The organism is Micromonospora sp. D93 (assembly GCF_018070365.1).
GTDB classification, from domain to species: domain Bacteria; phylum Actinomycetota; class Actinomycetes; order Mycobacteriales; family Micromonosporaceae; genus Micromonospora; species Micromonospora ureilytica.
Window position 1 is genome coordinate 66482 of sequence record NZ_JAGPXW010000024.1, and the last position, 22664, is coordinate 89145.

Annotated in this window: 22 protein-coding genes; 16 read left to right on the top strand and 6 right to left on the bottom strand. The window is 69.9% G+C overall.

The genetic code is table 11. The annotated features are described in order from the left end of the window. The first annotated feature begins 218 nt into the window (after window positions 1-218). From KBX71_RS23980 to KBX71_RS23995, 4 genes are all read left to right on the top strand, one after another. Window positions 219-1067: a helix-turn-helix transcriptional regulator gene (locus KBX71_RS23980; RefSeq protein WP_210820156.1), complete on the top strand. Its 849-nt coding sequence runs from the start codon at window positions 219-221 to the stop codon at window positions 1065-1067. Further along, window positions 1057-1245 carry a DUF397 domain-containing protein gene (locus KBX71_RS23985; RefSeq protein ID WP_196925155.1) on the top strand — a complete coding sequence of 63 codons (189 nt, stop codon included), beginning with the start codon at window positions 1057-1059 and terminating at the stop codon, window positions 1243-1245. The genes KBX71_RS23980 and KBX71_RS23985 overlap by 11 nt, the downstream gene beginning before the upstream one ends. A gap of 17 nt (window positions 1246-1262) precedes the next feature. Continuing rightward, window positions 1263-1973 (top strand): cytidylate kinase family protein, encoded by a 711-nt coding sequence (locus tag KBX71_RS23990; RefSeq protein ID WP_210820157.1) that lies wholly within the window; start codon window positions 1263-1265, stop codon window positions 1971-1973. Between the two features lie 579 nt (window positions 1974-2552). Further along, entirely contained in the window at window positions 2553-3008 is a 456-nt protein-coding gene (locus KBX71_RS23995; RefSeq protein WP_210820158.1) for a hypothetical protein, read from the top strand. A 20-nt stretch (window positions 3009-3028) separates the two neighbouring features. Here KBX71_RS23995 and KBX71_RS24000 read toward each other — a convergent pair whose 3' ends face one another. The 3 genes from KBX71_RS24000 to KBX71_RS24010 are packed head-to-tail and all read right to left on the bottom strand — an operon-like array spanning window position 3029 to window position 7225. Further along, complete coding sequence (locus tag KBX71_RS24000; RefSeq protein WP_210820159.1) at window positions 3029-3481, bottom strand: hypothetical protein; 453 nt, start codon at window positions 3479-3481, stop codon at window positions 3029-3031. Between the two features lie 16 nt (window positions 3482-3497). Continuing rightward, the gene (locus KBX71_RS24005) at window positions 3498-4118 is read right to left on the bottom strand and encodes a dihydrofolate reductase family protein (RefSeq protein ID WP_210820160.1); all 621 of its coding nucleotides are present in this window, start codon (window positions 4116-4118) and stop codon (window positions 3498-3500) included. Between the two features lie 38 nt (window positions 4119-4156). Next, window positions 4157-7225 carry a BTAD domain-containing putative transcriptional regulator gene (locus KBX71_RS24010; RefSeq protein WP_210820161.1) on the bottom strand — a complete coding sequence of 1023 codons (3069 nt, stop codon included), beginning with the start codon at window positions 7223-7225 and terminating at the stop codon, window positions 4157-4159. A gap of 213 nt (window positions 7226-7438) precedes the next feature. Between KBX71_RS24010 and KBX71_RS24015 the strand changes: the two genes are divergently transcribed. The 10 genes from KBX71_RS24015 to KBX71_RS24060 all read left to right on the top strand — a co-directional run bounded on the left by KBX71_RS24015 (window position 7439) and on the right by KBX71_RS24060 (window position 16660). Next, window positions 7439-8233, top strand: coding sequence for a hypothetical protein (locus KBX71_RS24015; RefSeq protein ID WP_210820162.1), 795 nt, complete (start codon window positions 7439-7441; stop codon window positions 8231-8233). A 122-nt stretch (window positions 8234-8355) separates the two neighbouring features. Then, on the top strand, window positions 8356-11133 hold the full coding sequence (locus KBX71_RS24020; RefSeq protein ID WP_210820163.1) for a BTAD domain-containing putative transcriptional regulator: 2778 nt from the start codon (window positions 8356-8358) through the stop codon (window positions 11131-11133). A 98-nt stretch (window positions 11134-11231) separates the two neighbouring features. Next, window positions 11232-11951 carry a hypothetical protein gene (locus KBX71_RS24025; RefSeq protein ID WP_210820164.1) on the top strand — a complete coding sequence of 240 codons (720 nt, stop codon included), beginning with the start codon at window positions 11232-11234 and terminating at the stop codon, window positions 11949-11951. Between the two features lie 38 nt (window positions 11952-11989). After that, window positions 11990-12877, top strand: a complete 888-nt coding sequence (locus KBX71_RS24030) for a hypothetical protein (protein WP_210820165.1) — start codon at window positions 11990-11992, stop codon at window positions 12875-12877. Between the two features lie 119 nt (window positions 12878-12996). Next, window positions 12997-13389, top strand: coding sequence for a hypothetical protein (locus tag KBX71_RS24035; RefSeq protein ID WP_124818652.1), 393 nt, complete (start codon window positions 12997-12999; stop codon window positions 13387-13389). Window positions 13390-13438: 49 nt separating this feature from the next. After that, the gene (locus KBX71_RS24040; protein ID WP_210820166.1) at window positions 13439-13849 is read left to right on the top strand and encodes a hypothetical protein; all 411 of its coding nucleotides are present in this window, start codon (window positions 13439-13441) and stop codon (window positions 13847-13849) included. A 172-nt stretch (window positions 13850-14021) separates the two neighbouring features. Further along, entirely contained in the window at window positions 14022-14330 is a 309-nt protein-coding gene (locus KBX71_RS24045; RefSeq protein ID WP_210820167.1) for a hypothetical protein, read from the top strand. Between the two features lie 62 nt (window positions 14331-14392). Then, window positions 14393-14584, top strand: coding sequence for a hypothetical protein (locus tag KBX71_RS24050; RefSeq protein ID WP_210820168.1), 192 nt, complete (start codon window positions 14393-14395; stop codon window positions 14582-14584). Between the two features lie 118 nt (window positions 14585-14702). After that, window positions 14703-15233, top strand: coding sequence for a SigE family RNA polymerase sigma factor (locus KBX71_RS24055; protein ID WP_210820169.1), 531 nt, complete (start codon window positions 14703-14705; stop codon window positions 15231-15233). Then, complete coding sequence (locus tag KBX71_RS24060; protein WP_210820170.1) at window positions 15230-16660, top strand: hypothetical protein; 1431 nt, start codon at window positions 15230-15232, stop codon at window positions 16658-16660. Before KBX71_RS24055 ends, KBX71_RS24060 begins: the two co-directional genes overlap by 4 nt. A gap of 83 nt (window positions 16661-16743) precedes the next feature. Here the strand turns inward: KBX71_RS24060 and KBX71_RS24065 are convergent, their stop codons facing one another. Beyond that, window positions 16744-17727, bottom strand: coding sequence for an AraC family transcriptional regulator (locus tag KBX71_RS24065; RefSeq protein WP_210820171.1), 984 nt, complete (start codon window positions 17725-17727; stop codon window positions 16744-16746). A gap of 673 nt (window positions 17728-18400) precedes the next feature. On the opposite strand from KBX71_RS24065, the gene KBX71_RS34645 reads away from it, so the two are divergent. Beyond that, window positions 18401-19375 carry an AraC family transcriptional regulator gene (locus KBX71_RS34645; RefSeq protein ID WP_210820172.1) on the top strand — a complete coding sequence of 325 codons (975 nt, stop codon included), beginning with the start codon at window positions 18401-18403 and terminating at the stop codon, window positions 19373-19375. A 68-nt stretch (window positions 19376-19443) separates the two neighbouring features. Next, window positions 19444-20661, top strand: a complete 1218-nt coding sequence (locus tag KBX71_RS24075) for an Imm21 family immunity protein (RefSeq protein ID WP_210820173.1) — start codon at window positions 19444-19446, stop codon at window positions 20659-20661. 149 nt (window positions 20662-20810) lie between these two features. On the opposite strand, the gene KBX71_RS24080 is transcribed toward KBX71_RS24075, so the two are convergent. Beyond that, entirely contained in the window at window positions 20811-21395 is a 585-nt protein-coding gene (locus KBX71_RS24080) for a hypothetical protein (RefSeq protein WP_210820174.1), read from the bottom strand. Window positions 21396-21425: 30 nt separating this feature from the next. Further along, window positions 21426-22613, bottom strand: a complete 1188-nt coding sequence (locus tag KBX71_RS24085; protein ID WP_210820175.1) for an NAD(P)/FAD-dependent oxidoreductase — start codon at window positions 22611-22613, stop codon at window positions 21426-21428. Between the last annotated feature and the right edge of the window lie 51 nt (window positions 22614-22664).

Here is a 22664-nt window from a genome sequence, read left to right on the forward strand (position 1 = left end):
GATACGACTTCGGAAACCATTCGCACGCTCGCTTTCTGGCGACGCCGGGACCGGGAGTTTGCCGCGCGCCGGTGACTCACGCTGTGACGACGCTTCATTGCTGACAGTCATCAGACTTGCGCATCATGTGATGCAAAGCAAGAAGATGTACATGATCGACACGCCGGGCACGTGAGTCAGGGCGGGCCGAAGAGCGCGGCGCGGTGCAGAATCATGACATGCCTCGATTTACGCCCGCGACACCGCGCTCCCGGCGACTGGGCCGGGAGCTACGCAAGCTCCGCGAAGCGAAGGGCCTGACCGGTGAGGGAGTGGCGGACACCGTCACCTGCTCACCGTCTCGAATCAGCCGGATCGAGTCGGGAGAGATCAGACCTCGCGTCGGCGACGTGATGGAGCTGCTGGTCGCGTACGGCGTCAAGATTGACGAGGAACCGGGGACCTCGCTGCTCGATCAGGCGCGCGGCCTGCGTGAGGACGGCTGGTGGCAGCGCCTTGGTGGCAAGTACGCCACCTACATCGCGTACGAGATCGAGGCCGTGGAGCTGAAGAACTTTGAGCCGATGCTCGTGCCCGGTCTACTGCAGACCGAGAGCTATGCCCGCGAAGTCAACGTCATCGGCCGCGAGACCGACCCGGAGACCGTCGAGCAGCGGGTTTCCGCGCGAATGACCCGGCAGGAGGTGCTGCGTCGGAAGCCCACGCCGTTGCGGATGCACGCCATCCTGTCCGAGGCGTCGGTACGTACCGAGGTCGGCGGCCCGGACGTGCTGCGTGAGCAACTGGATCACCTGGTCATGCTGAGTCGGCTGCCGAACGTGACGATCCAGGTGCTGCGCTTCGAGGCCGGCTCCCACTTGGCGGACAGCAGCGGCTTCGCCCTGCTCAGCTTCGAGCGCGACGAGCCGCCACTGGGCTACATCGAGACCCTGGCTGGCGAGCTGTTCCTTGAGTCGAGCCGCGACCTGGCGCGGCTGGCGGCGGCGTACGACAATCTGAAGACGCTGGCGATGTCACCCGCCGAGTCGATCAAGTTCATCAAGGAGCTGAGCAAGCATGGAACGTAACGCCTGGCGCACGTCGAGCCGTTCCGGCAGCAATGGCCAGTGCGTGGAGGTGCGCGACCGGCGCGTCCAGGTCGACGTTCGCGACTCCAAGGCGCCCGATGCCGGAATGCTGAGCTTCGCGCCCGCCGCCTGGGACGCGTTCGTCGACACGATCAAGACAAACGCCGGCCGCCCCTGACCCGGCAGGACGGTGACATGGTCCAGGGCACGCGTGACGAGCTGCTCGAACGCTTGGCTGAGGCGGTTGACTCCGTTACGGTCGCCCACCCGACGCGGGTCGCCATCGACGGACCGCCCGCCTCCGGCAAGACCACCCTCGCCGACGAGTTGGCCGCCGTCCTGCGTGAACAGGGGCGCGACGTCATCCGCGCCACGATCGACGATTTCCTCCTTCCCCGGGCGCAGCGCTACGCGCGCGGCGAGTACTCGGCCGAAGGCTGCTACTACGACACCCACGACAACGACGCGCTGAACCGGGTCCTGCTCGATCCGCTCGGGCCGGGCGGAGATCGACTCTTCCAACCCGCTGTCTACGACCGCACCGCGGATGCCGTGCTGTCTCCGCCGGTCACGACTGCCCCGGCCAACGCCGTTCTCGTCTTCGACGGTGTCTTCCTCCTGCGCCCGGAACTGCTTGATCGGTGGAACCTGCGCGTCTTCGTGTCGACGGCACTGGAGGAGACAGTGGATCGTGCCGTGATCCGAGAGCGCCGGGTGTCATCTCGGGCCGACGTCGAACGACGCTGGCGCGAGCGTTACATCCCCTCGCAGCAGCTCTACTTCGCTACGGCCCGCCCGACCCGGCACGCCGACATCCTCGTGCACAACGACGAGCCCCAGCGCCCGGTTTGGGAGACCGCCCGACGAGAAGACCAACTTTCCGAAGCCCTGACGGCCGGTGAGTGACCGCGCTTATCCCACGGCGCGCACCCTACTGCCGTCACCGTTCCCTTATCCGTTGCCGCCACCACGCCTGCGCGTGCCACGCGCTCAACTCGGCAGCTCGGGGGTCAGGCAGAGTCTTCCGGCGAAACTCCTCGTCCAACGGGTCGACGACACGCCGCAACTCGCGGGAGGCGGCCGTTGGCAGTCGGCGCATCGCGTCGCCCAGGACGTCTCGCTGGTACAACACATCGCAACCCGGACAGGAACAGTCATCCCCTAGATCCAGCCACCGTCCCGAGCGTCGAATGGCGCTACGGTAGCCGTCCAGCGCGGTCGCTACTGGAAGGAAACCCGGATGGGTGCCTTCGAGCCTGACGATCGCCGCGTTCGCGCCTTTCGACAGACCATCGATGGGGCGGAGCTTGCCCGCATTCCGCCCGGCTGACTTCAACGGTGCGCGCAGCGCACCCGGCGACCTACGCGCCATGGACCTTTCGGAACTGAGTCATGACGAGCACCCTGCCACACCATTGCCAAGACCTGCCAACCCATTGATCTTCTGGGTCAGCCCGGCGGGCGCCGATCGCGTACCTTGCGGGCATGCCACTGGCACCCGCTGACGTGCTACGACGCACGGGCGTTCTCGCGCCACGTCGTCGCCTCGCAACGATCGCACTTTCCCTGGCGCTGGTCACCGTAGGGCTGGTCGGCGGCTTCGGGGCGGCCAAGCTTGCCGACGACCCGCACACCGCCCGGCCGGAGCTGCTCGTCGGGGTGGTCACCTGGTCGAACGAGCAGACCAGGTTGGTCGCCTTCGAGGAAGACGAGACCGCTCGCCGCCCTCTTGACGGCGACACGATCTACTCGGTGATCGCCGAGAGCTGGCAGGACGTGGGCGGGACACTGCATCACGGCGGTACGTACCCGACCTGCCTGGCCGGCGAGAAGGACGATCCCGTTTCAACGGACCGACACCGGGTCGAGCTCGAGGTCCTGCACCGCGACACCGGCGGTCAGCCACAGCACATCGCCGTCCATGTCCGCTGCCTCGACTGATGGCATGAGCCCAGTCGGTCTCAGCCGATGTTGATCAGCAGGATCTGGTCGTCGCGGAGTTCGGAGATGGTGTCGCGCAACATCCGCAGCGTGTCCAGACCGGCCACGCCGCTCTCCTCGAAGGCCACCCCCATCTCCTCGAAATGGGCGACCAACTCGTCCTCGCGGTGCGCGCTGGGATCGAGCTGCTCCACCAACCGCCGGGCGGGAGCGACGAGCGTGGTCAGGCCGTAGGCGCTGTTGATGGCCTCCGACTCGGCATTGAGCTCCGGCTGCTCCAGGTCGATGCCACGTTCCTCCAGATAGGTCAGGACGTAGAGCATGCAGTACCCGGACCAGTCGTACTCCTGCCGTGCCTTGCCCCCGTGTTCCGCCAGGTACGTGTGGAACGACGACGGCGATGTGCGGGCCAGGCGGGCCAGTTCGGTGATGCTGTCCCTGGGGACCAGTGTCAGTGACGCGATAGCAGACAACGCATCCTCCGTCGGTTCAGGAGAGCACGCGGTAGGTGACGTGCAGGACCGAGCTTGCCGCGCGCGACGTCACCTGTTCGAGCTTCTGCGGCGGGACACCGTCGAACAGCCGCACGCCGGAGCCGAGGGTGAGGGGCACGATGTGCAGCCGCAGCTCGTCGACCAGGCCGGCGGCGAGGTACTGGTTGATGGTGGTCGCGCCGCCGTGGATGAGGATGTCGCCGTCACCGGCCGCCGCGCGCGCCTGCGCGAGCGCCGACTCGATTCCGTCGGTGACGAAGTGGAAGGTCGTGCCGCCCTCCATCGGCTGCGGCTCGCGCGCGTGATGCGTGAGCACGAACACCGGCTTGTGGAACGGGGGGTCCTCACCCCACCAGCCATTCCACTGCCGATCCCAGGGGCCACGCACGGGGCCGAACATGTTGCGCCCCATGACGACCGCCGAGGCGGCTTTGATCAGGTCGAGCTCGGCCTGGTTCTCGTCGGCGGCGTCGAACATCCAGGCGTGCAGCCCTCGGCCCCAGCCGTCACCGCCGTCGTCGCCGAACGGGCGTTCCTCGGTCTGGTTGTGCCCGGCTGAGTACCCGTCGACAGAGATGGTCTGGTCGACGATCACCGTGCCGATACGTGTGGTCACAGCGCTCCCCATTGACGACGCGTGGGCGAGACATCAGCCTACGACCACCCCTGTGCGTCGCACAGCCTGCCTCGCGCCCGAGCCGGTACGCCGATGGCGGACATCGCCTCCCCGTAGCGTCGGTACGCCTGTGCGGCCTCGCCGTGCCGGCCCGCAGCGGTGAGCGTCCGGATGAACTCACCGTGCACACCCTCGTCGTGGGGTTCCAGTTCGAGGGCGCGGCCGAGGTGCCGGATGGTCTCGTCGATGTCGCCGTCGTCGCGGGCGAGCGAGGCCAGCTTGCGTACCACGCGCAGGTAGACCCGGCGTGCCTCCTCGCGGGTCGGTCGGGACCAGTCGTCGTACGGCTCGTCCTCCAGGAAGTCTCCCCGGTAGCGCTGCTCGGCGAGGAGCAGCGCGGCGCGGGCGTCTTCGGTTTCGCCCTGCTCGGCCAGCCGGAGGCCGTGTGCCGATTCGGTGCGGAACTCCTCGACGTCGAGTTCGACGTGACCGACGTCGAGGGCGAGGCTCGGGTGCGCGGCGATGACGAAGTGGTCCGTCGGGCTGCGGCGCTGCGGATCGAGCACGCCGCGGAGGGTGGACAGCGCCACGGACAGCCGGTGACTGACCCGGGCCGGGTCCTGGGCGGGCCACAGCATCTCGCCGAGTTGTTCCCGGGGCACCGCGCGACCACGCCGGGCGGCGAGGATGCGGAGGAGGTCGCGGGCCTTACGTGACTGCCAGGCCGCCGCCACCACCTGCGTGCCGTCCACGTACACCTCGAAGCGTCCGAGGGTGCGGACGGTGACCTGCGCGGGGCGGCGGGGGCCCTGCCGGCTGAGCGTCGGCGGCGGCACCCCGGCGCTGGCCAGCCGTTCGGCGGCCAACCGGGCGTCGACGCGCTCCTGAGGATCCGCCCCGGGCAGCCGGCTCAGCAGCACCGTGAGTCGGTCCGCGGCCACGACCGACGTGATGTCGCGCAGGGTCGCCGCCGCCTCCCGCCAGGCGCGTCGGGTGTCGTCGGTGTCGGTGGCGGCGGCCCCGCGAAGCTCCAGCGCCTCGGCGAGCGCCGCACGGTCACGATGCCGGCGGGCGGCTGCGGACGCCGTCAGCGCCACCTCCGCGGCCTGTGCGCGGTCGCCGATCTCCAGCGCCACCCAGCCGAGCGCGAGTCGGGCGGTCGCCGAGTCCGGGCCGCGTTCCAGTTCGACGGCGCGTTGGGCCAGGGCGAACGCGGTGTCGCCGTCCTCGGCGGCCAGCACGCGGGCCAGTCCGGCGAGCGCCGGCACCTGGATCTGGAGATCGTTGACGGGTTCGCTGGCGCGCAACGCCTCCTCGTACGCCGCGCGGGCCAGGTTGGTACGGCCGCGCAGGGCGTGGATATCGCCGATACCCACCAACGGGTACGCCACCTTGCGGGATCCCATCCGCTGAAGCAGCGGTACGGCACGTTCGTAACACGCGGTGGCCTCGGCGAGCTGACCGAGGTGGAAGTGCGCCGAGCCCTCGTTGCAGAGGGCCAGCGCGAGCATCGCGGCGTACCCGTTGGTCTGGGCCAACTCCACAGCGGGCCGCACCTCCGCCAGTGCTTCGAGGTATCGGCCCTCGCCCACCAGGGCGGACGCGCGGTTGGCGCGGATGCGGGTCACCTGGACGGTGTCGCGTGCCGCCTCGGCGGCGTGCAGCGCCTTCTCGTGATGCTCGTCGGCTGCCGGTCGGTCACCACGAAGCTTGGCGTCCAGGGCGAGCGCGGTGTGGGCGGCGGCGAGCGCCGCGTCACCGCCGATCGCCGTCGCCGCGGCGAGGGCCCGTTCGGCGTTGTCCTGGCACGCCGCGGCGTTTCCGCTGGTCCACTGGGCCGCGGCCGTCCAGGCGAGCAGTCGGGCGTTGTCGGTGGACGGGTGCGCGTCGAGCACACCGCGTTGGAAGACCTCCAGGGCGGAGTGCGGTTCGCCGCGCAGGTAGTGCACGAGGCCGTACCGCCAGGCCAGCCCGGCAGCGAGGGACTCCTGACGGTCGGCCAGCATGGCGTACGCGGCGAGTGCGGGCTCGAAGTCGCCGCGCATCTGCTGTGCCTCTCCGTAGAGCAGCCGCAGGTCGTCGGACCGGGCGTGCTCGGGCAGGGACTGGAAGGCGTCGACGACGGCCTCGGCGCCGCCCGCGGCGAGCAGCGCCGCGCCGTGGTCGGCGAGGATCCGCGCCGCGGCCTCGGTGACACCCGATTCCTGGTACGACCGCAGGGCCGCGACGAGGAACCCGTGCTCGGCGTACCACTGTGCCGCTCTCGCGTGCAGGCGTTGCGTCCCCGCCGGGGTCAACGGGAACCGGCGGCGGGCGACGCTGGCGACGACCGGCACCATCCGGTATTCGTGCCCGTCGGTCGTCGTGGGGAGGAGGATGCCGGCGCGGGTCAGCTGGTCCAGCCAGTGAACTCCGTGTCGGTGCCCGAGCACGCGGGCCAGGTCCCTGTGGAACGGGTCGAGGTGCGCCGCGTCGCGCAGCAGCCGCTGGACCTCGGGCGCCAACTCCGCGAACACGTCGCGCACCAGACAGGACTCCAGCGGCGTACCCGGCTCGGTCAGGTCATCCCAGTCCGTGCCGGCGGCAGCGGCCGTCCGTGCGGCCAGGGTGACCAGTGCCGGCCAACCGGTGGTCGCGGCGTGGATCCGGGCCGCGAGTGCCGGGTCGGTCAGACCGTGGTCGGCGAGGAGGGACGCCACCTGGTCGAGTGAGAGCCGGAGGTCCGGCGGGCCGTGCTCGGCGAGCAGCCCCGACTGCCGGCGGGAGAGTGTTGGCGGGTGGCGGGTCACCAGAACCACCCTGAGCTGCGGCGGAAGGTGTTCGAGGCTGTCCAGCAGCGCCTGTAGCCGGCGGCGGGGGAGTCGCGGCACGTCGTCGAGGACGAGCCAGCTCGGCTCGTCGACGGGCAGGTCCGGCGAGGACCGGGCGCTCAGCGAGAGAAGGTGTTCCGGCCCGGCTGTCGCCAGGGCTGCGAGGTCCGCCGCGTCGCACCAGCGCGCCGGGCGGTCACCCAGCCAGTCTCGTACGGCGAACGTCTTGCCGTACCCGGCCGCGGCCACCACGAGCGTGCACCGCCGGCTCAACCCGTGATCCGCTGTCGCGCTCATCGGCTGCCTTCCAGTCGAAGCCGGTCCATGTCTCATTTGGCGCTGCCCCGGCGGGCCTGCGCACCCGAACGTCGCCGTTACGACACCGAAACAGGGGCGCGATTGACGCCACCTTGACGGCGCTCTGAACCTCGCCTCGAAGGATGGCGACGGCACACAGAGACGCGATCCGTCCGGGTCCGCGTCTCGGGATCGATCGGATGAGGAGTTGTGATGGCAAGAATGCTGTCGGGACGGGCACTGCTCGCAGTGCTGGTCGTCCTGCCGACGGTGGCCGCGTGGAACGCCGCGCCGGCCAGCGCCGCCGGGGGGCCGAGTTCAGCGGTGTACGACGACGAGCCCGTGGACCGCGAGATCGAGCTGGCGCGGCTGGGCTACCAGAACGGTGTACGGGTGGTGTTCTCCCGTGACGCGGAGTCCGGCGACTGGGGCATTCGTCAGGACGGGGCGATGGGCCGCAACGCGCCCCTGGCGTACGACGACAAGCAGGGCATCCTGAAGACCTACCTGACCATCACGCCCCGGTCCGTGCCGGTGCCGCGGGAGCTGCTGTCGGAGCCGCCGGCCGGCACGCCCACACCACCGGAGCTGGCCAACCGGACCATCGCCGCGTCGGTGGTCGTCGCCGACGATCTCGCCGTGCCGACGTCGGGTGGCATGGCCGCGGCGGCGGTGATGACCTGCTGGGACCTGTACTGGAACTCGTACAACTGGGCCGAGCTGCCCGGCTACCCGAACCCGGGCTCGGTGTGGCATCCGTCGAAGACGTACTACTCGTCCGACTTCGGCGGGATGAAGATGTACTCCTACAGCTACCTCGCCAACTGCGGCGGGTATGCCCGGCACCGGATCTACTACAAGTCGTTCGGTGACTACTACAAGCACCACGACTACGAGGTGGCGGCGTACCACTGGCAGGCGGTCAAGAAGGGTTCGGTGCACCGCTACCGCAAGGTGTCCTACGACAGCGCGGAGGGGGACACCCGCAACGGCAAGTACACCGGCTAGCGGCGTCGGTGGCGGTGGGCCCTGCGTCACGCCCACCGTCACCCGGCGTGCCCGTGGATCGTGTCCATTACGCGACGAATAGATCGAGTTTGCTGGGCTGGGGACGTTAGTTTGATTCGGTGATGTCAATCGCTGGCACGGGCGTGCGCGTCAGGCTGCTCGGGCCGGTGGAGGTGGTCGTCGCCGGCAGTCCGCAGGCGGTGAACGGCCTGCGCCGCAAGGCGGTGCTGGCGACGTTGGCGCTGCACGCGGGCCGGGTGGTCAGCGTCGACCGGCTCATCGACGTGGTCTGGGGCGACCAGCTACCGGCCACCGCGGCGAACACGTTGCAACGCCACGTCTCCTACCTGCGCGGGGTGCTCGGCGAGCCCGGATCGATAGTGGCGCGCCAGCCCGGTTATCTGCTCGGCACCGGGCCGGATTCCACTGATGTCCAGGCCGCCGAGCGCCTCATCGAGCTGGCCCGGCGCTCGACGGACCCCAACGAGCAGGTGAAGCACCTGACGGCCGCTGTGGCGCTGTGGCGGGGCCCACCGTTGGCCGACGTGGCCGGGTCCGCCTGGCTTGAGGAGCAGGCGGAACACCTGGCCCGCCTGCGCTTGGAGGCCGAACGATCCCTCGCCGAGGCCCGGTTGTCCGTCGGTGAGCACGCCGGGCTCGTCCCCGGATTGGAACGGCTCGTCCGACAGCACCCCCTCGACGAGCACCTGCACGCGCAACTGATGCTCGCCCTGTATCGCGACGGCCGCCAGGGCGAGGCGGTCGCCACGTACCGGCGGCTGCGCGACAACCTGCGGGAGAACCTCGGCATCGACCCGGGTCCGCGGCTACGGGATCTGGAGTGCGCCATCCTGCGCCAGGACACCGCGATCGCCGCCCCGGCCCCGGCTGCGGCCGCGGCGGTGCCGGTCGCGGCGCAACTGCCTCCGCCCGTACCCACGTTCACCGGACGTGACGCGGAGATCGCCGCCCTCGACGCGCTCGTCGACCGGGGCGGCGCGGTCGTGGTGTCCGGGACCGCCGGCGTCGGCAAGACCGCGTTTGCCGTGCACTGGGCGCACCGCGCGGCCGCGCGCTTCCCCGACGGGCAGCTCTACGTCAACCTGCGCGGCTTCGACCCGGCGGCCACACCTACCGAACCGGCGCGGGCGCTGCACGGATTCCTGGAGGCACTCGGCGTTCCGGCGGCGCGGATGCCCAGCGACCCGGACACGATGGTGAGCCTGTACCGCACGACTGTGGCCGGTAAGCGTCTGCTGGTGGTGCTCGACAACGCGCGCGACGCGGAACAGGTCCGGCCGTTGCTGCCCGGCTCGCCGGACTGCCTCGCGATCGTCACCAGCCGCGACCAGCTCATCCCGTTGGTCGTCACCGAAAGCGCCCAACCGGTGCCCCTCGACCTGCTGAGCCCTGGCGAAGCCCGCGACATGCTGGTCCGCCGCCTCGGGGAGCGCCAGGTCGCCGCCGAACCCGCAGCGGTCGACGACATCGCCGACAGGTGCGCGCGGCTGCCCATCGCCCTGGCCATCGTCGCGGCCAGAGCCGCCACCAACCGGCACTTCTCGTTGGCCGCCGTCGCCGGCGAACTGGGCGACCTGGACGCCTTCCGCGCAGGCGACGAGGCCACCGACGTCCGGGCGGTCTTCTCCTGGTCGTGCCGCACGCTCAGCCCACCAGCGGCCCGGCTGTTCCGGCTGCTGAGCCTGCATCCCGGCCCGGACGTCGCCGCCCCGGCCGTGGCCAGCCTGGCCGGCGCCGACGGGCAGACGACCGGTCCCCTGCTGACCGAGCTGACCCGGGCGAACCTCTTCACCGAGCACACGTACGGGCGCTACGCGTTCCACGACCTGCTGCGCGCGTACGCCGCCGACCTCGCCGACGAGACCGAGCCGCCGGCCGAGCGTCGGGACGCCGTGCACCGGCTGCTCGACCACTGCCTGCACACCGCCCACGCCGCCGACCTCGCACTGCACCCGCACTTCAGCGCGATCAGCCTCCCGCCACCCCGGGCGGGTGTGACGCCGGAACGCCCCAGGAGCCGGTCGGCCGCCGCGGCCTGGTTCACCGCCGAGGTCCCCGTCCTGCTCGCCGCGGTACCGCTCGCGGCGCGGTCCGGGTTCGAGGGACACGCCTGGCGACTCGCCTGGACCCTTGCCGGCTTCCTGCACCGGCAGGGGCACTGGCAGGACTGGCTCGGCACGCAACAGATCGCGCTGGCCGCCGCGTCCCGCATCGGGGACCAGGCGGGGCAGGGCCACGCGCACCGCAGCCTCGGTCTCGCCTGCTCCCGGCTCCGACGGTACGACGAGGCCGACGACCACCTGCGGCGCGCACTCGACCTGTTCAGCGACGTCGGCGACGACGCCGGCCGCGCGCACACCTGCCTCAACCTTGGTCAACTGGCCGAGCGGCAGGGCCAGCACCGGCAGGCGCTGCGCCACTCCCGGCGGGCACTGACCCTGTTCCGGGGGACGGGAAACCGGGCCGGGCAGGGGTACACCCTCAACGCGGTCGGGTGGCAGGAGGCGTTGCTCGGCGACTACCACAGTGCCCTCGCCTCGTGCGGCGAGGCGCTGCGGATGTTGCAGGAGGTCGACGACGTCCAGGGGCAGGCCGACACCTGGGACAGCCTCGGCCACGCTCATCACCAACTCGGGGACGACCGGCGGGCGATCGCCTGCTACGAGCACGCCCTCGAACTCTTCACCCAGGTCCACGACAGGTACGCCGAGGCGAGCACGTACGTCAATCTCGGCGGCAGCCACCGGGCCCTCGCCGACCTCGGCGCCACCCGTGCCGCCTGGAGTCGAGCCCTGACCATCCTCGACGAACTCGGTGATGCCGACGCCGACTCGATCCGCGCCGACCTCGAACAGCTCGACGCCACGCGGCTGCACTGAGCGTCGTACCCCGCTTTCAGCGCCGTTTCCGGGCCGCTTCAGCGCGGCCCGCCACTCTTCGGACACCAGTTTCTTCCGCATCGGGAATGGAGCGTTCGATGAGTCGTTTGGCACACCGCCTCGCGGTGATCGGGGTGGTCAGCGGGACGGTGCTGGCCATGTCCTCCGCCGCCGTGGCCCAGACCGAGAAGCCGCCGCAGAAGGGCGCCGACTGCGTGGTCCAGCACGTCGACGAGCACGGCAAGATCCTCCGCACCGAGACCGCGCCCGAGGGCCGGGAGTACGGCCAGTTCCGCTGCGTCGCCGGGAAGTGGACGTTCGCCTGGGCGCCCTTCGGGGCGGACGACATGATCACGGCCGACGAGATCCAGATCAACCCGGCCGGCACCGCCTCGGTCCGGCGGTTCACCGGTCCCGCGCTCGGCAACGACCTCACGGTGGGCGAGATGACCCGCATCGCCCAGGCCGTCAGCGGCAGCCGTGAGGTGCTGATCGACCGCGCGATCGTGGCTGTCGACGACGGCAAGGAGCGGACCCCGGAGCAGGTCGCGGCGCTGCTGGCCGGCAAGGACACCACAGGGGTACGGGTGCTGGACATCATCGAGAAGCCGAATGCCGCCATGTCGACGAAGGACGTCATCGACGAGGCCGGCGGCACCCCCGAAACGACAGTCGTCTACTTCAGCATCTGGGGCGCGATCAAGGCGGCGATCGCCTGGATCGTGGACACCCTCGGCGACATCGGTGAGTGGATCGACGACCACTGCGACGTGGGGTCCCCCAACGACTTCGGCGACATCGTCACGTGTCGCTGGTAGCCCACCCCGCCGACACCGATCACCGAGATGAGGACAGGATGACAACTCTGCGGGACATCGCCAGGCGCGCCACCATCGTCACGACCGCCCTGATCGTCGGGCTGACCGCGTCGTACGCCCCGTCTCAGGCCGCCGAGGGTGGTGAGGCCCGGACGACGGTCACCGACCACCCCGGCGCGCCGGGGACGATGCTGCAACAGTTCGAGGACCTGACCGGCCGGCCCGTCGGCGACCTGGACACGGTGCTGGCTGTCGACACCGGCGGCCGGAACCTCACAGGCGACCAACTCGAAGCGCTCGCCGCCGGAAAGGAGGTCGACGGTGTGAAGGTCGTCGGCACGATTCCGGGCAGTCGGGACGTCCTCGGCGCCACCATGGCCGACCTCGCCGACGGGGCGTACGACGGCAAAGGTGACAGTGGGACGGCGACCTCCCTGCTCTTCGCCTCGTCCACCCCCGACGGCCGGGAGTGGTGCCTGACCATGTGCGTCGCCTCGGGCAAAACGATCTGGGAGTGCCTGCTGTCGCGCCTGACGGGCGGGCCGATCCTCACCCTCGACCTCGCCGGCAGCACCACGGTGGGCGGTACGAAGGCCGCCTTCGAGAAGGCCAACGGCGTCGCCGTCGACGGCCCGTACACCGTGGACACGCTGGTCGGCGACGGTGAGCCCTCGGCGGACGAGATCAGGACGCTCCTCGACGGCAAGGACATCGAGTCGATGCACCGGGTGGCGACAGTGGACCGACCGGACCCCGGGTGGGCGCTGGCCGACATCGCCGAGAACTCCGGCGTCGTGTACGCGAAGACCAAGGCTCACATCTTCACCCTCAACCTGCCCATCCTCGGCAAGATCCTCGTGGTCTGTATCTCGCAGGATGGCGGAAAGACCTGGAAATGCTCGGCCCGCCAATGGGACGGGTTCTGACGGGTAGTCCGCCGACGGTCCCGTTCCGCGTCGACCTCAGCTGTCGACGTGGAGCGGGATTCCGCGCTTGTGCAGTGGCTGAGCCTGGATCTACCTGCGGGTGTACTAGCGTCACAGGTGTGAAGGATCGTGCTGCGGCTTATGAGCCCCTGACGGTGGAGCGACTTGGTGCCCTGCTTGTCGGGGTTGACGAGACGCGACGGTGGCGGTTGGTGGCGGAGTTCCTGGAGGAGTACCGATGGGAACCGGCCGGCGACCGTGCTGGTCTGCTAGACGCGGAACCGGCTCTAGTCGGTGACGAGCACTGGGACGTCTTCCTGGCGGCGTTGGCGGAGCATTTGGCGGCAAAAGATGGGCGAGGCGCGCCGCCGTGGGTTGCGACGCGCTCGCTGCGGCAGTTCTGGTTCCCCTTCAACACGCGTGCCGCACGTGTCGACGCGGTGGTGCACGCGCCAGCGGCGTTCCGGCGTCGCGGCATTTATGTAGCGGCCCAGGAGTTGAACGTCGCGTGAGCGCCGATGACCCGCTGCTGGACCGTAGTGCGATCGAAGATGCCTTGCGATGGCGCTGGCCTACGACGCGCGCCGCGCGACCCGGGACATCGATGCTGTCTTCCAGCCGCACGGCGTCGTGCTCGACGAAGCGAGGGCCGTCGCCGATGAACTTGGCCTCCCATACTGGTGGCTCAATGAGCAGGCGAGCGCCTACGTCGCGCCGGGCGGCGACGCGATGGCTCCTCGCGTCTTCGACCACCCGGGCCTGCGGGTGTTGGCGGCGTCGCCGGAGCACCTGTTAGCTATGAAGGTGCTCGCCGCGCGTCGACGGGATGCCGAAGACATCCGCTTCCTGGTCGAGCGCCTTGGTCTGACCAGTTCGGCGCAAGTCCTCAGTCTCTGTGCGGAGATCTTTCCGGACGAGGATGTTCCAGGGCGGGCGAGACTCGTGCTCGATGACGTGTTCGATGGTCGGTAATGATGTCATCGGGCTTCCAATCGACCACACGTCCCCGACCAGCAGTAGTGGCCAGCCGTCACCGAGCGGGCGGTCTGCGGCCTCCTGACCCCCGGCTGGGGGTCAGGAGAGGCATGCCTGCCCGACGAGAAGATCGCTGGTGTCGACCAAGTGAGCCCCTGATACTCGTCAGGTGATCAGCAACGACCCTCGCGTCTCTTGGCCGCCTCGCGCGTCCCACCCGGCAGACAGTTCGACACTGCCGCTCTACATGGTCTTGTTCTTCCTTCTGGGCCTCGTCGCCTTCGTGATCTACGGGCTGAGCGACGGCCAGGGAGCGCTCGTTCTCGCGAGCATCATCTCGGGAATGTTCTTCGCCTGCTTCCTGATCCTTTTCACGATCTACTGGATCGGATACCTGCTCAAGGGACACGCCATCTGGCAGGCCGAGCGCCAGGCTGAGTCAAACGGGCCGTCTACGGGTCAACAACCAGAGGACTGAGCCTTCCGCTTGAACACCTTGCGAGCGCGGCGTTGTGCTGTGAATCGTGAAACGCTGCTGGCATGGCGAGGAGGAGCGAACGGACCTGGTTCCGGATGACTCGGAGGCAGCGGGCCATTTTCGTGGTCGGTGCCTGCGTCGCGCTGGTAGGGCTGGTGCTGGCCCTGACGGTCCACACCGCGCTCGGGTCGATCATCATGGCGGTGGGCACGTTCACCATGATCGGCGCCCAGATCTTCGCCCCACCCGGGTAGCCACCGACAGACCCGGATCTGCCTGGCGTGCGATCTTCCACTCAACCCCGGAGGCCGCAGGTGGCGTCTCACTCTGCGTCCGCAGTTGGACGCGAGGTGGACGCGACCTGGAGGTGGAGTGAGTCGGCACGAGGACGACGAAGAGTTCCGGCTGTTCGTCCAACGACAGTGGGGATCGCTGCTCCGCACGGCGTACCTGCTGACCGGTGACCGGGGGACAGCCGAGGACCTGACGCAGTCGGCGTTGGAGAAGACCCACCGGCGCTGGGGGCGGGTGCTGCGCAGGGACGCGCCCGAGGTCTACGTACGCCGGGCGATGGTCAACACGGCGATCTCCTGGCGGCGTCGACGGCGGCCGTTGGAGGTGCCGCTGCTGACCGGCGACAGCAAGCCGACGCATGACGCGTACGTGCAGGTGGAACAGCGGCAACTGCTCCTCGCCGCGTTACGGCGGTTACCGCCCAGGACGCAGGCGGTGCTGGTGCTGCGTTACTTCGAGGACCTAAGCGAGGCGGACACCGCAAAGGTTCTCGGCTGCTCCGTGGGCGCGGTGAAGAGCCAGGCGTCGCGCGGGTTGGCCCGACTGCGAAGCGATTTCGCCCCACCCGCCGCACAGTCCCCGGCACGGCTCGAGGAGGAACTGGCATGACCGGAAACTTCGCCAATTCGACGCTCAGTCCCGCCCTGCGGGAGGCCGCGCACGGAGTCGACGTACCCGAGGATCCATGGCCCGGGTTCGCGCGCCGCGAGCGACGGCACCAGCGGACGCGGCTGATCCGGACGGCCTTGGCCGCCGCGGTCGGGGTCGCGCTCGTCGGGGTCCAGACCAACGTGGTTCGCCTGCCCGGATGGGCACCTGGCCTCGCGGTCGCCGCCACTCCGAGGGCGCTGCTCGACGCGCCACCCCGGGGCGCGCTGGCCGGGGACCGGGCCTGGCTGGACGCGCTCCGGGCGCGGATCAGCGCTGATTCGCCGGTGAGAATCGACGCGCCGTTGGGTGAATGGAAGGTCGGCGACCGTGACCGGATCCGGCTGGTCTACGGCAGTGACCAGCCGGGCCACCGGGTCGCGCTGGTCGCGGTGCCGCTGCGCTTCGGCCTGCTGACCAGGGAGGCACTTGTTTGGTACGTGGGTCCGGCCGGTGCCGATGCCCAGCAGATGCGGTACGGCGGCCACAGCGAGGGCGACGACGAGCCGGTGATGACGCTGATGCAGGCATACCCCGGCCAGGCCGGGTTCGCGGTCGTCGTCGGTCCGGCGGAATCCACAGTGACGATCAGCGGCGACCCTCGATACACGTCGAGGGGGACTGTGGAGTACCAGGACATCGCCAGGGCGGACGGAGGAGGAGTCGGGTTCGCCGTCCTGCCTCCCGAGCCGCTGTCGCAGGAACCCGTTGTCCGGGTCAGCCGAGACGACCAGGTGTTCTTCCAGGGCGGTCTGGGCGGCGGCCCGTACGTCGGACTCGATCCGACCGGGCCGGAGATGGAATCCCTGGTCAGCGCCGTTCGCCGACCCGCCCAAGGCACGCCGCTCGACGACGCCAACCTCCGCAACTTCGTCCAGACGGCACTCCAGGACAGTCACCTCCCGGCCGCCGGCACGACCGTGCGGATGCGGTGGTCGGGGCGCGTACACGGCCAGGCCGCCGCGCTGCTCACCGTGCAGCCGACGGGCGGGGGAGTGATCGCGTACGCCATGCACGGCGACGATCGGACCGGCTGGTGGACCGACCTGCGGCTGCTGTTGCCGGCCGACGGCGTCGACAGGCGACCGATCGGCTGGCGGGTCCGGACCGAGGACGGCGCCCGGCCCCCCACGGGCGAGGTGCGGGTGATCGCCCCGCCGGACGCGGCCCGCGTCACGGTGACGGTCGGAGGCGCACCCTCGGCCACTGTCGTCCTCGACGCGTCGAACGCCGGCACCACCCGGGTACCAGCGGACCAGGCGGCCACTCTCACCGCGTACTCCAGGGACGGCGGTGTCCTCGGGACCACCCCGTTGCCGCCGGTGGAGTCGGACCGCGACGCGGGAGGTCTGCCGGGCGACAGCCCGGCCACCCGGGTGACACCCTGACGTGGCGACGAGCGGGCCGAGCCGTCCGAGGGCGGCTCGGCTGCGCCGAGCATGGTGGCCAGGCGGGCCAGGCCCGGGCCGGATCAGGCGTGCAGGGTGACAGTGGGAGAACGGCCGTACGCCGCCCGATAGTCGGCCGCGAACCGGCCCGCGTGCACGTAGCCCCAGCGGTTCGCAATCGCGGTCACCGTGTCCCCCTGCGTCGGATCGGCGTCGAGCAGGTCCTGGTGGGACCGGTCCAGCCGGGTCCGGCGAAGGTACGCCATCGGAGTGGTGCCCAGGTGGCGGCGGAACGCCGTTTGCAGGGCGCGGGGCGTGACGCGGGCGGCGTCGGCGATCTGGGTGGCGGTGATCGCTTCGCCGGCATGTGTCTCGATGAACGACACGGCGCGGCGTACCGGGCCGGTCGCTAACGGGCTGGCGTCCAACCGGTAGGACAGCGTCATCGCGGTGTTCGGAAAGGCGGCGAGAGCGGCGGAGGCGGCCAGGTCGGTGGCGGCACGGATCACAAGCGGGCTTCGTAGCGGCTCCGCAGGGCCCGTGAAGAGGCGATAGATATGGGCCGCGGTGTGGTGCCAGAACTGGCCCAACTCGTCCGACACGGGCGTCATCGCCTCGAATCGGAAGTCGCCGGGGTCGATTCCTGTCCGCTCGGTGGCCGCCTCGGTCACCATGGCCAAGTCCAGGTTGATGCTGTAGAGATCGAAGTGCTGGCCAATGTTGACGAGGGGACGGCCGGGCTTCTGCAGGAGCACCTGGCCGGGGCCTGCCCGTGCCTCGTTCCGGCCATCCCGTGCCTCGGCCCGCCCGCTCACCATCGCAATGATCAGCAGGTCAGCCAACGGCTCAAGATGTATCTCGACGTCCATGGCGCATTGCACCCGGGTCGCCAGGATCGACCCGACGTCGATTATCTCCTCGCGGTAGGTGAACGGGTCGGCGACGCTGTGCGACCAGAGCTCCAGCCCCGCGCATCTCTGCCGGATCACGTCGTGTGCCTGCGACACATCGTGGGTGACGTACCTGTGCCGACTGGCTGGAGTCCACGCCTCGACGCCCTGTCGCATCCCGGCTCCCTCGCTGCCAAGCGGGGCGGCGTCCGACGGATGCGTCCGCTCGGCGACCTGCGGTGGCCGGGCGGCTGAGATGTGATGAGGCTGTCCCTACCCTTAACGATGCAGGGCCTCGGCAGACGTGGTCAGGGTGGTCTCGTCGGTACCGATGCCGATTCGAAGCTCCGACAGGCGCGGGACCGGCCGACCGGGGTCGCATCGTCGCGGACCCCGATCGGCCGGCCGAATGGGCCGGGCCAGGGTGAGTGGCTCGGACACGCAGAGGCTAGGGCTGGTGAACGAGACCGCTGCATCTGCTGGAGAGTCAAGAACCCGACAAGTTCGTCACGAGAAACGTGTAACCACAAAGCCACAGTCATCCCGCTCGCACGGAAGACCGCAGCAGTGGGGCCCTGGCGTGCGACCTGATCCGTCTCGATTGTGGCCTGCTGGAGAACCCTCGCGCGATCCCTCGTTCGCGAAACGGCCAGCCGGTTACGGGAAGCGGATCGGATCACGAGATCGGGCGTGTCACGTCGACAGCGAACGTTACTGCCGTCGTCCGTAAGTCACCGACAGGCCGTTGCGAACCACCAACTATCACGTTCAATCAGTTCGGGCCGGATTAGCGGCCCAACGGAGGTGACGGCCAATGCCGTGGACGGGGAACCCTGACGGGCTGGAGCCTGTGACCCGAGATGTCGTCGAGACCGACGACCCAGAACGAGCGCACCATCTGATCGCACTCAGATTCGGAGAACACCGGGTCCGGATCTCCGGGCCACCCGCTCGGTTCCGCTACCGGCGAGTCACGCTGCGGGTCGACGAACTGGAGATCGGGGAGACCCGCTACACGATGCGCAGCCGCATCGAGTCGTTGCCCTATCCCGAGTTCGCCGCGGTGACCTTGACGCACGGCCGGTACGCCGTCCGCGCCGCCGACGAGGAACTGCGCCTCGGCCCCGGCACGACTGGCCGCTACCCCGAGGTGGGCGCACTCCACCTCGTCGATGACATGGCGTCCACAGTTGTCCGGCTACCGATGCAACGGATCGCGGCGGGCGCTCACGCCCGCACCGGCCTACCCGCCGCGAACTTCCGGTTCACCACGCTGGCACCCCTCTCGCCGGCCATGGCGCTGCTCTGGCAGTCGGTGACGACGTTCGCGCGGCGACAACTCGCCATCAACGCGGTGGTCGCCAGCCCACTGGCCCGGGCCGGCCTGGTGGACCTGGTGGCGAGCACCGCCGTCGCGGTGTTCCCGAACACCACGATGACCATCAACTACCTGCCCGGACAGTCCGGCGTGGGCCGCGCGATCGTACGCCGGGCCGCCGAGTTCATCGAGGCGCATGCCGCGGTCCCGTTGACAGTGGGCCGAATAGCCGAAGCCTGCGAGGTGAGCCAGCGCGCGTTACAGGTCGCGTTCCAGCGTCACCACGGTCAGGGTCCGATGGCCTTCCTGCGTGCCGTCCGATTACGCCAGGCGCACTGGGACCTGCAACACCCCAAGCCGGGGCAGACCGTGGCGGAGACGGCCCGACGCTGGGGTTGGACCCACCCCGGGCGGTTTGCCCAGGCGTACCGCGAGACCTACGGCCGCCATCCCTACGACACCCTGCGGGCAACGGGAGTATCGGCACCGGCAGAGCAGGACCGCTGAACCGGAGCTGCGTCGCCGGCTCTAGTATCGACAGCCTTGACGGCGAAGGCGGCCTACTGGAGCGCATGGTGACGATCGAGGCAGAACGGCCACCCGACCGGCTCGCTGACATCGCCGAGCGGGCCGAAGTCGTACTCGTCGACTTCGACGGTCCGATCTGCCGCCTGTTCGGGAGCAAGGCCGCGCCGCGCGTCGCCGCCGACCTGCGTCAGCTGATCCTCAGCCGGGGCGTCGTCCTGCCCGATGAGCTGCGCGACGGAAACGACCCGCTGGAGCTGTTCCGCGCGACAGCTGTGTTCGCACCCGAGTTGGTAGGCGTTGTCGGTGCGGCCCTGGAGGCGGCGGAGGTCGAGGCAGCGGCGTCCGCGGAGACGACGATCGGAGCCTTCGACATGGTCGCGGCGTGCCGGGCGACCGGGCGCCCGCTCGCCATCGTCAGCAACAACTCGGCCGCCGCCATCGACGCCTACCTCGGGCGCCGCGACCGTGCCCGCTATTTCGCCGCCGTCGTCGGCCGAGGCGAGCATCCCGATCTGCTGAAGCCCAACCCGGCACCCGTTGTGCAGGCCCTGCGAGCGTTGAAGGTCGCACCCGATGCCGCTGTTCTGGTCGGTGACTCCGCCACCGACGTCGCAGCCGCCCGAGCAGCCGGTGTCGCCTGTGTCGGGTACGCCAACAAGCCCGGCAAGGCCGAACGTCTCGCCGCCGCCGGTGCCGACGCGATCGTGACCGACATGACCGACCTGGCCGGCGTCCTCGCTCGTACGCGCAGGCCGGTCAGCCAGCTGCCGTGGGTTGATTCGGGTGGCGGGCCGCTCATCGCCGTGCCGACGTCAGCGCTCGGCGAGTGGACGGGCGCGTCGATGGACGACGGTGATTCCTGGGGTGACTACGACCGGGCCTGCCAGGTCGACGGTTACATCGGAGTGCTGGATGTCGGTGCCGACCAGGCGCTTGTTCTGGCTGACGAGCCGGCTTCCACCACGTACCTCCCGGACCGGCGGATCTTCGTACGGTGGATCTACGCCAACTCCGAGGCGGATGTCCTCCGCCTCGTTCCCCGAGCGCTCAAGATCGCCGACTGGGAGGACGCCGGCACGTGGACGACCAGCGGGCCAGCCCAGTTGTTCGACTCCGGCTATACGGGCGACGGGCTGGAGCACACCACCCACCTCACTGTGGACGTGGCTGCCGGCACCTACCTGATCCGCACCGCCTCTGTGCAACCGGACAGGAGGACGGCTCTGGTGCTGGTGCAACTGGTCGAGCAGACGCAGCCCGTTTGAGTGGCCGAACAGGTCCGAACAGGAGGCGGTCACCTGGATGGCCGCGCCAGCTCAGGCCGGTTGGGGCCACGGCTGGTAATCGACTCCGGGGCGAATGCGGGCGGGCCGCCCCAGCGGGATTCCGGCCCGCCCGACCGCCGCCGCCCCAGCTATGAGTCGAGCGGGAGCTCGCACATGCGCAGGGCATCCTCCTGCCAGGCGCTTCCGACGAGAGCGACCGGGTAGCGCACCTCTCTGAGCCGCTTGTCCTCGGTTTCGACGGAGAACCGCACCGACAACGGCTCCGGCTGGAACGCGGTCGAGCACTCCAATTGCAGATCGACGAGGATCTGGCCCGTGCCGCCCGCGCGTATCAGCCGAGCCTGACCCATACCGCGTACCTGGACGCCCGGCCTCTCCGCTTGGATGGCGCGGATCGTGATCGGCGCGGGGCCGGTGTTGACCAGTGTCAGCTGCCCGTTCAGCTGGACGGTTCCCCTGGAGTTCGAGCCTCCCAAATAGCCCGACTCGGTTAGGGCCACGAGAGCGACAACAGTGGATCGCTCGCGCTGTGTACGAGAGTCTCGCAACTCACCGACACCGACACCGCCGAGCACCGCACCGATCACGAAGACGACGACGAGTTGAAGGAGCATCTTCCGCCTGTTCGCGACGATCGCCTGGGTGATGCCGCTCCGTTCGGCCGGCTCGTGACCGTTTTCGTCGAGGTCGATCACCACATGCTCCGCCGCCATTGCGACAGCCTAGGGCTGGTGCAGGGACGGTCAGGACGCGGCTGTACGGATCTCCGTTCGGGTCGGGACGATCCGGTGGCGGCGGACCGGGTACAGGACCGGGTGCGCCATGCTCCAGGCCGCGCCCATGCAGACGAACTCCTTGTAGAGTGCCGCGAGCTTTCCGGTGAGGAGGGACGGCTTGGCCCGGTCGTCGGCGGTCACGTACTGGATGATGCCGTCGTGCCGGCCGAGGCTGATGCACTGGTTGAAGTAGCGCAGCGGAGCCTTGGAAAATTTCGCCCGACCGGTCAGGCGTGCGGCGATGGCGTCGGCGGCCTGCCAGGCCATCGGGATACCCGAGGCGCAGGACATCCGCAGTGGCTTGCCGGCCGGGCCTCCGGCGATGGCGGCGTCGCCAACGGCGTACACCTCGGGGTGGGATACCGACCGCATCGAGTCGTCGACGATGATCTGCCCGGTCTCCGCGACGGCCAGGGTCGTGGCGGCGGCGATGGGGTGGACGGCGAAGCCGGTCGTCCAGACGGTCACCTGGGCCGGGATTTCCCGACCGTCGCGGGTGACCGCACCGGCCGCCTCGACCCGCGCGATGTCGGTGTGCTCGTGGACGGTGATGCCGAGCCGGCCGCAGACGCCGCGCAGGTGCTGCTGCGCCTTGCCGGTGAGCCAGTCGCCGAGACCGCCGCGGGCGGCGAGCGCGACGTCGAGGTCCGGCCGGGCCTCCGCGATCTCGGTGACCGCTTCGAGGCCGGTGAGGCCCCCGCCGACGACGAGCACCGTCCCGCCGGCCGCGAGGTGGGCGAGGCGGTCGCGCAACCGCAGCGCCGAGGGCCTGCCGGCGATGTCGTACGCGTGCTCGGCGACCCCGGGGACGCCGTGGTCGGCGGTTGCGCTGCCGAGGGCGTAGACGAGCGTGTCGTAGGCGATCTCGTCGGTGCCGTGGTCGTCGGCGAGCGCGACGGTCCTGGGGTCGGCGTCGACGGCGGTGACCCGGGCCAGCCGAGGCTTGACGGCGGTGCCGGCGTAGATCTCGCTCAGTGGGCGTGGTTTGAGGTCCTGCCCGGCGGCGAGTTGGTGCATGCGGACCCGCTCGACGAAGTCGGCGTCGGCGTTGACGACGGTGATCTCGGTGTCGTGCGGGTGTAGCCGCTTGGCGAGGCGCCCGGCGGCCATGGCTCCGGCGTAGCCCGATCCGAGGACGACGATGCGGTGCTTCATGGTGGCACTCCTGTCTCGGTGGGTGGTCGCTTCCTGAACCGGACAGCGACG